Origin of the sequence: Streptomyces boncukensis, assembly GCF_011045075.1 — a bacterium.
GTDB classification, from domain to species: Bacteria; Actinomycetota; Actinomycetes; order Streptomycetales; family Streptomycetaceae; genus Streptomyces; species Streptomyces boncukensis.
On the sequence record NZ_JAAKZZ010000345.1, the window covers coordinates 1 to 8,282 of the forward strand.

At 73.5% G+C, this 8,282-nt stretch carries 5 protein-coding genes; 3 read left to right on the forward strand and 2 right to left on the reverse strand.

Features of this window, described 5'->3' with window-relative positions; genetic code table 11:
* The first annotated feature begins 155 nt into the window (after positions 1 to 155).
* Entirely contained in the window at positions 156 to 719 is a 564-nt protein-coding gene (locus G5C65_RS25970) for a TetR/AcrR family transcriptional regulator (protein WP_165301362.1), read from the forward strand.
* Positions 720 to 808: 89 nt separating this feature from the next.
* On the opposite strand, the gene G5C65_RS25975 is transcribed toward G5C65_RS25970, so the two are convergent.
* Positions 809 to 1,510, reverse strand: coding sequence for a M23 family metallopeptidase (locus tag G5C65_RS25975; RefSeq protein WP_165301363.1), 702 nt, complete (start codon positions 1,508 to 1,510; stop codon positions 809 to 811).
* A 339-nt stretch (positions 1,511 to 1,849) separates the two neighbouring features.
* On the opposite strand from G5C65_RS25975, the gene G5C65_RS25980 reads away from it, so the two are divergent.
* Entirely contained in the window at positions 1,850 to 4,330 is a 2,481-nt protein-coding gene (locus tag G5C65_RS25980; protein WP_165301364.1) for an NACHT domain-containing protein, read from the forward strand.
* Here the strand turns inward: G5C65_RS25980 and G5C65_RS25985 are convergent.
* Positions 4,299 to 5,015, reverse strand: coding sequence for a VOC family protein (locus G5C65_RS25985; RefSeq protein ID WP_165301365.1), 717 nt, complete (start codon positions 5,013 to 5,015; stop codon positions 4,299 to 4,301). The two genes, G5C65_RS25980 and G5C65_RS25985, sit on opposite strands and share 32 nt — an antisense overlap.
* Before the next feature lie 113 nt (positions 5,016 to 5,128).
* Between G5C65_RS25985 and G5C65_RS25990 the strand changes: the two genes are divergently transcribed.
* On the forward strand, positions 5,129 to 8,282 hold a 3,154-nt coding region (locus tag G5C65_RS25990; RefSeq protein ID WP_165301366.1), incomplete at its 3' end, for an NACHT domain-containing protein.

Sequence of the window (8,282 nt, forward strand, 5' to 3'; positions counted from 1 at the left end):
GCCTCCCCGCCCCCGCCCGCGCCGCTTCCGGCGCCTTCCAGCTTTCCGTCCGTGCTCATGCGGCCCATCCCCTTACTTGCCGCCCGGCTAGTTGAGTACGATGAAGACGGTAGGCCCCGAGCTAGCCGGGCGTCAAGTAAGTTTAGGAGAAGGTCATGAGCAGGGGAAACACCCGCCAGCGAATCCAGGACGTCGCCCTGGAGCTGTTCGCCGAGCAGGGGTACGAAAAGACCTCGCTCAGGGAGATCTCCGAGCGGCTGGGCGTCACCAAGGCGGCACTCTATTACCACTTCAAGACAAAAGAGGACATTCTCACCAGCGCCTTCGAGGACTACAGCAAAAAGCCCTACGCCGAGCTGATCGAGTGGGCCCGGCACCAGCCCAGCACCCTGGAGACCAAGCTGGAGATCATGCGCAGGTACAGCGAGCTGATCCTCCAGGCCACCCCGCTCTTCCGCTTCATGCAGGAGAACCAGGCGACGCTCCGCGACCTCAAGATCGGCGACGACGCCAAGCAGCGCGTCTTCAGCCTGCTCGACCTCATCCGGGACAAGGACGCGCCGCTCGCCGACCAGGTGCGCTGCTCCAGCGCGCTGTTCACGATGCACGCCAGCCTGTTCACCCTCGCTGACGTGGACGCCGATCAGGAGGAGAAGCGCAAGGCCGCGCTGGAGGTCGCCCAGGAGCTGGTCACATCGGCGCACCGGGGAGCGGACTGACACCCTCGCCCTCCCCGAGGGGCGATTCCCGAATGCCGCGCCGCTGCCGGGCGCGGCATTCGGGCGGGTTCCGCCGCCGTTCAGCGGCGTCAGAAGCCGACGCCGTGGGTGCGCATGGCGCGCACGGGGTCGACGCCGGAGCCGTAGTCCGGGGTGTTCCGGATCTCGAAGTGCAGATGCGGGCCGGACGAGTTGCCGGTGTTGCCGGAGTCGCCGACCTTCTGCCCGGTCTTCACCTGCTGCCCGGCGCTCACCTTGATGCCGGACAGGTGCGCGTACTGCGAGTACGTGCCGTTGGCGTGCCGGATCACGATCGCTTTGCCGTACGCGGGGCCGTCGCCCGCGCCGTTGCCGCCCGCCTTGACGACGGTGCCGCCGTGCACGGCGTGCACGTCCGTGCCGACCGGCACGGCGAAGTCCTGCCCCGAGTGCTTGTGCGCCCAGCGTCCGCCGCTGTTGCCGAAGGACGCGGTCAGCTTGTACTTCCCGGGTATCGGCTTGACCCACGAACGCGCCTTGCGGACCGCGTCCCGGGACGCCTTCTCCGCAGCGCGCTTCTTCCGCTCGGCGGCGGCCTTCGCCTGCTGCGCGGCGGCAGCCTGGGCGCGGTCCGCCTGGCGCTGCGTCGAGTCGGCCAGCTCCGACGCCAGATCGGCGGGCGAGAGCCCGCCCCCGGCGGCCGGCGCGCCCGCCGCCGCGACGCCCGCCCCCAGGGCCATCGACGCGCCGAGCCCGGCGACGAGAACCGCCGCCCTGGCCGCGACGCTGTTGGTGGTCCAGGACTGTGACATACGGGTGCTACCTCCGGTGTGGATGCGGGAGACTCTCGCCCTGACTGGGCGATCTACATGGGTAACCGGCGCGAAAGCGGACATCAAGCAGCAACAGCCCGGAGAACTACTAAATGCCTACGTAGGGTGCGGAGTGCCGCATCTCACTCCCCACCGGCTCCGTGGGGCGTGTGCGGGGCCCCCTCCGCGCCCTGTGCCCGCCGCGCTCCTACCGCGTCTCGTACCCCTGAGTTGATCTGTGCGGGAGCTCACGGCGTACGGGCCCGGCGCTGTGAACGCCGTCACCGGCGGAGCTCGCCGGACCGGGACCGGGCCCACCCAAGGCCCTAGGATCCCGCCATGGAGCCGTCGACCGCCGCCGCGCGCCTCGCCACGAGCGCCCTCGCCCCGCTGGTCAGAAAGCTCTTCACGCCGGAGGGGCCCGGCGCGGGGCTGGCCGGCGATCCGGTACGGATGTCCCGGCGGGTCTCCTTCCGGGGCGAGCAGCGCACTCTGACGGAGCGGGACCTGCACCGGCTCGCCGCCGACATCGTCCGCCGGGCCGCCGAGTCGGGCGGCCCGGCGGAGGCGCCCGACGCGGAGACCCGGCGCGAGGTCACCGAGGCGCTGGCGGCCGCCCTGCACAGCCTCGGCGACCTCGACATGGACGACATCCAGGCCGTACGGCTGGGACCGGAGGGCCTGGCCGCCCGGCTCGCCTGCCCGTCCGGGCTGTCCGAGGCGGCCCAGGACCGCCTCCGTCCGCTGCTGCGGCTGGCCTGCACGCACATCGTGGAGTTCTTCACCCGGCGCACGACCTTCGTACCGCGCACCCTGGTGGAGCAGACGCGCGCCCTGGAACGGGTGGCCGAGACGGCGGACCGGCTGGCCGCCCGCATTCCGGCCCCCCTCGCGCGGGACCTGGAGTTCGAGCGCGGCTACGCCGAGCACATCGCCCGCAGGCACGGGGAGCTGACCATCTACGGCCTCGACCTCCAGCAGGCCCGCGAGTGGCGGCTGGAGGCGGCGTACGTCTCCCTCCAGACGGCGGGGGACGACGGCGCGACCGCGCCGGTGCCGGCCGATGAGGCGCTGGCCGGGCCGCACCGGGTGCTCCTGCGCGGCGCCGCGGGGTCCGGCAAGTCGACGCTGGTGCAGTGGCTGGCGGTGACGGCGGCCACGTCCGGGCCGGGGAGTCGCATGGGCCATCTGGCGGGCCGCGTTCCCTTCGTCCTGCCGCTGCGCCGCATCGTGCGGCAGGGCGGGCTGCCCACCCCCGACGAGTTCCTGTCGGCGGTACGCAGCTCCATCGCGGGCGAGCAGCCGGACGGCTGGGCGAACCGGGTGCTGCGCGCCGGCCGCGGACTGCTGCTGGTCGACGGTGTCGACGAGATCCCGCAGGCCGAACGGGAAGCGGTGCGCCGCTGGATGCGCGAGCTGCTGGGCGACTATCCCGGCAACCTCTGGCTGGTGACGGCCCGCCCGTCCGCCGTGCGGGAGAGCTGGCTGGAGGGCGAGGACTTCGCGGAGTTCTCCCTGGCGCCCCTGTCGGGCTCCGGCGTGGTGGAGTTCGTACGGCGGTGGCACGCGGCGGCGCACGCGGGCCAGGAGCAGGCGACCTCCCTGCTGGACGCCATCCGCCGGATACCGGCGCTCGGCAGGCTCGCGGTCAACCCGCTGATGTGCGGCCTGCTGTGCGCTCTCCACCGCGAGCGGCGCGGCTTCCTGCCGCACGGGCGCAAGGACCTCTACGAGGCGGCGCTGAGCATGCTGCTGGAACGGCGGGATGTGGAGCGGGGCGTGGCGGACGGTCTGCGGCTCTCGAAGGAGACGCAGATCCAGCTCCTGCAGAAGCTCGCCCACTGGCTGCTCAGGAACGACCGCGCGGAGCTGGAACGGCCGGACGCGGTGGGGCAGCTGGAGCGCGCACTGGTGAACATGGCGCATGTGGACGCCGGGCCCGAGCGGGTCTACCGCTGTCTGCTGGAGCGTTCCGGGCTGCTGCGCGAACCGGCGGACGGCAGGGTGGACTTCGTCCACCGCACCTTCCAGGACTATCTGGCCGCCAAGGCGGCGGTGGAGGAGGGCGACTTCCCGCTGCTGACCGACAACGCGCACCGCGACCAGTGGGACGACGTGCTCCGCATGGCGGTGGCGCTGGCGCGGCCCGCGGAGCGGGCGCGGATCCTGGAGGCGCTCGTGCGGACGGAACAGCCGCGGCAGCTGCTGCTGGCGGCCTCCTGCCTGGACCAGGCCACCGAGCTGGCGCCCGGCGTGCGGGAGCGGGTGCTCTCCGGTGCCGCCCGCCGCCTGCCGCTGGACGGTTCCGTCTCCCGGCCGGAGCTCGCGGCGGCCGGACCCGTGCTGCTGGAGCTGCTGCCCGGCCCGGAGGGGCTCTCTCCTGCGGAGTGCGCGACCGCTGTGGTCGCCGCCTCGCTCATCGCGACCGACGCGGCGCTGCCCGTCCTCGCCCGCTTTCGCGGGCATCCGTCGCTGAACGTACGCCGTCAGCTCGCCTGGGCCTGGTTCCGCTTCGACACGCACGCGTACGCCGCGCAGATCCTCGCCCATCTGGACGCGAGCGACCTGTACTTCACGGCCTACTCGGCGACCCATCTGGACGTGCTGCGCGCGCTGGATCGCCAGTCGCGCGTGCAGCTGTGGTGGCCCGCGTCCCCCGAGGCCGTGGCGGAACACCTGGACGCCCGCCGCGTGCGCCACCTCTGGCTGCCCGCGCACGAGGCCGCAGGGGAGCAGGTGGACCCCGACGCCTGGCGGGCCGTCTTCCCGGAACTCCGCACCGTCTCCCTCAGCCCGCACGGTCCGCGGGAACGCACCTGACGGTCAGTCCTTCCTCCGTGCCCACCCGCAGATACGCCTCTCCCGTGTCGCCGGTGGACCACACGGCCTGGCCCGCGCCGTGCGCGCGCACCCGCGAGGCGAGGTCGTCCGGGTCGCCGGCGAGGACCGCGAGCTCCCACTGGGGCACCCGTCCGTACGCCGCGGCGAACTCCGCGCACTCCAGCGTGACGCCCAGCGTGTCCCGGTAGAAGTGGCGGGCCTTGTCGGGCTGCTCGGAGGGCAGCACCACCCGGTGCGGCACGCCCGTCAGACCGGCGGGGAACTCCCATCCGGTGGACGCGTCGGCCTGCCACAGCGAGAACGCGGCGCCCACCGGGTCGATCAGCGTCGCGATCCTCCCCTGGTCCCCGGCGGTGAAGGGCGGCACGACCAGGTGGGCGCCGTTCGCGGTGGCCACCTCGGCGCGCGCGTCGACGTCGTCGACCGCCAGATAGAAGGCGATGTGCGGCGGTGTGCCGGGCGGATAGACGGGGCTGGCCAGATCGCTCACACCGCCGACCGGGCGGCCGTCCAGGGAGAGTTTGACGGCCCGCCGCCAGTCGCTCTCGTCCACGGCGGACCGCCAGCCCAGCACCGCCTCGAAGAAGGCGGTGGTGCCGGGGATGTCCGCGGTCTTCACATCCATCCAGCAGAACTCGTCGAGCGAACCGAGACGGGTGGTCATCGCGTTTCTCCTTTGTCTCTGGGAGGGAGATATCCGGAACCCGCACGGCGCCGCAAGCCGTTTTGGGCGAGCGGGAGCGAACGCACATACGCGCGAGGGGAGCGGAGGAGCCGATGGATGCCGCCGTCGTCGGGGCGCGACTCGCGTCCAGTGTCGTGGGGCCGCTGGTCAAGCGGCTGTTCGTCACGGAGGGGCCGGGCGCCGGGCTCGTGGACCGGCCGGTTCGGGTGTCCGGACTGGTGTCGTTCCGGGGCGAGAAGCGTACGCTCACCGAGCCGGACCTGCTCAGGGTCGCGGAGGAGCTGGTACGGCGCGCGGCGCGCGACCTGGGCCCGCACGAGGCGCCGGAGGCCGGCGTGTGCGACCGGGTCGCGGAGCGCGTCACCCGCGCCCTGAGCGGCCTCGGCGAGACGGAGCTGACGGACGTGGACGCCGTCGCCATGGGCCATGTGCGGTTCGCCCGCGCGCTGCACGAGCGGGCCGCGGCGCACGTCGGCGTGCCGCTGGACGACGGCGATGAGGACGAGGCGGCGCTCTACCACCGCGTGCTGCACACCGCCTGTCTGCACGTCCTGAACTTCTTCACCCAGCGGTCCACCTTCGTCGCCCGGAGCCTCGCCGCGCAGTCCCAGCGGCTCCGCGAAATCGTCACCCTGGTCGACGTGCTCATCGACCGCCTGCCGTCCCAGTCCGCGCAGGACGCGGCGTTCGAGCGGCAGTACGCGCGGCACCTCGCGGCCAAGCACGGCAGGGTGACGATCTACGGCATCGACCTGCGCGAGGCCCACGAGTGGCCGCTGGACGCCGCCTATCTGAGCCTGGAGGCGCGGTCCGCTGCCGACGGGCCGCCGGAGGCCGCGGACACCCCCGACGCCCCGGACGGGCGCGCAGCGCCCGCCGACCCGCGCCCCGTCGAGCAGGCCCTCGCCGGGCACCGCCGGGTGCTGCTGCGCGGCATCGCGGGGTCCGGCAAGACGACGCTCGTCCAGTGGCTCGCCGTCACCACGGCGCGGCAGGAGGAGCTGACGGGCCGGCTGGCGCACCTCGTGGGCCGCGTGCCCTTCGTGCTGCCGCTGCGCACCCTCACCCGCGCCGGAGAGCGGCTTCCCGTCCCGGCGGGCTTCCTCTCCGCCGTCACCTCCCCGCTGTCCGGCTCCCAGCCGCCCGGCTGGGCGGACCGGGTGCTGGCGGCGGGGCGCGGCGTGCTGCTGGTGGACGGCATCGACGAGGTCCCCGCGTACGAGCGCGAGCACACCCGGCGCTGGCTGCGCGACCTGCTCTCCGCCTTCCCCGGCAACCTCTTCCTGGTCACCTCCCGGCCGTCGGCGGTGCGCGAGCACTGGCTGGGCACGGACGACTTCACCGAGCTGTCCCTCTCCCCGATGCGGCCCGCGGACGTCGAGGTGTTCGTACGCCGCTGGCACCAGGCGGCGCGGGCGGGGCAGGGGCTGGCCGACGACCTGGTGGCGTCCGTCCGCGCCAAGCCGGACCTGGCGCGGCTGGCCACCAACCCCCTGATGTGCGGGCTGATCTGCGCCCTGCACCGCGAGCGGCGGGGCTTTCTGCCACGCGGGCGCAAGGCGCTGTACGACGCGGCGCTGAGCATGCTGCTGGAGCGGCGGGACCGCGAGCGGGACATGCACCGGGCGGGCGCCATCGAGCTGGACGAGGAGTCGCAGGTCGAGCTGTTGCAGAAGCTCGCCTACTGGCTCATCCGCAACGGCCGCTCGGAGATGGCGCAGGAGGACGCGCACGGGCTGCTGGCGCGCGTCCTGCCCGCCATGCCGCACGCCGCCGGACAGGGCTCCGTGGAGGAGGTCTTCCGCCATCTGCTCATACGCTCCGGACTGCTGCGCGAACCGGCCGCCGGGCGGGTCGACTTCGTGCACCGCACCTTCCAGGACTACCTGGGCGCCCGCGCGGCCGTCGAGGAGCGCGACTTCGACCTGCTCGTCCAGCATGCCCATGTCGACCAGTGGGAGGACGTGCTGCGGATGGCCGTCGCGCACGCCCGTCCTGACGAGCGCGGCAGGCTGCTGCGCGGACTGGTCGAGCGGGGCGACGGGGAGCCGCAGTACCGCACCCGGCTGCACCTGCTGGCCATGGCGTGCCTGGAGCACGCCACCAAGCTGGACCCGGCGGTACGCAGCGCCGTGGAGGACCGGGCCCGCGAGCTGATCCCGCCGCGCAGCGCGGACGAGGCGAAGGAGCTGGCCGAGGTGGGCCCGGTGGTGCTGGAGTTACTGCCCGGACCGGAGGGGCTGGAGGCCGACGAGGTGTCCGCCGTCGCCCAGACGGCGTCGGAGATCGGCGGCGACGCGGCGCTGGGCCTGCTCACCCGCTACCGCACCGCCCGGCCCGCGCTCCCCCACCTGGGGCAGCGCTGGGACCGCTTCGACACGGACGCCTACGCGCGGGACATCGTCCGCCATCTGGCCGGCGCCTCGGCCGGGTACATCACCGTGCGCTCGGCCGACGAGCTGGACCATCTGAGCCGGATGAGAGGCCACCCCCGCGTCTCGCTGACCGGTGCCTTCACCCCCGCGCAGATCACCGGCGCCCTGGACCCGGAGCAGATCACGGCGCTCACCCTCGCGGACAACGACCAGATCGGCGAGCTGGACTTTCTGCACGCCTTCCCGCATCTGATGGCGGTCGACCTGCGGCGGTGCCCGCACGTCACCGACCTGGCGCCGCTGGCGCCGCTCGCCACCGGCCTGTGGCTGTGGGACTTCGGCGCCCAGGCGGAGCGGCTGCGAGGGCTCGGCGAACTGCACCGGCTCCGCACGCTCGTGCTGCGGGGCGACACGCTCTGGCCCGGCTTCGGGGAGCTTCCCCGCTCCGGTGCGCTCGTCACGCTCTACCTTCCGACCACGGGAGTGGCCGGCTTGACCGGGATCGCGGACCACCCGGAGCTGGAACTGGTCAACCTGCACGGCACGGATCTCCGGCTCACCGGCGCGGACTGGGCAGCGCTGCGGGACCTTCCGCACCTGGAGGAGCTCATCCTGGATGCGGAGCACCTCGGCGCACCGCCTGCCCCCTCGGCGGCGCTGCCCCGCCTCCCGGCGCTGCACGTGGTCGGCGCTCCGGTGGACCTGGAGCACGTCGTCCGGCTGTTCCCCGGCCTGCAGAAGCTCAAGCTGGGCGGGCCGCGCGGGGACGTCGACCTGGCACCGCTGGCGGCGCTGCCGGACCTGCGCGATCTGACGGTGTTCCACGCCGACCGGGTCCACCACGCCGACCGGCTTCCCGCGCAGACCGCCC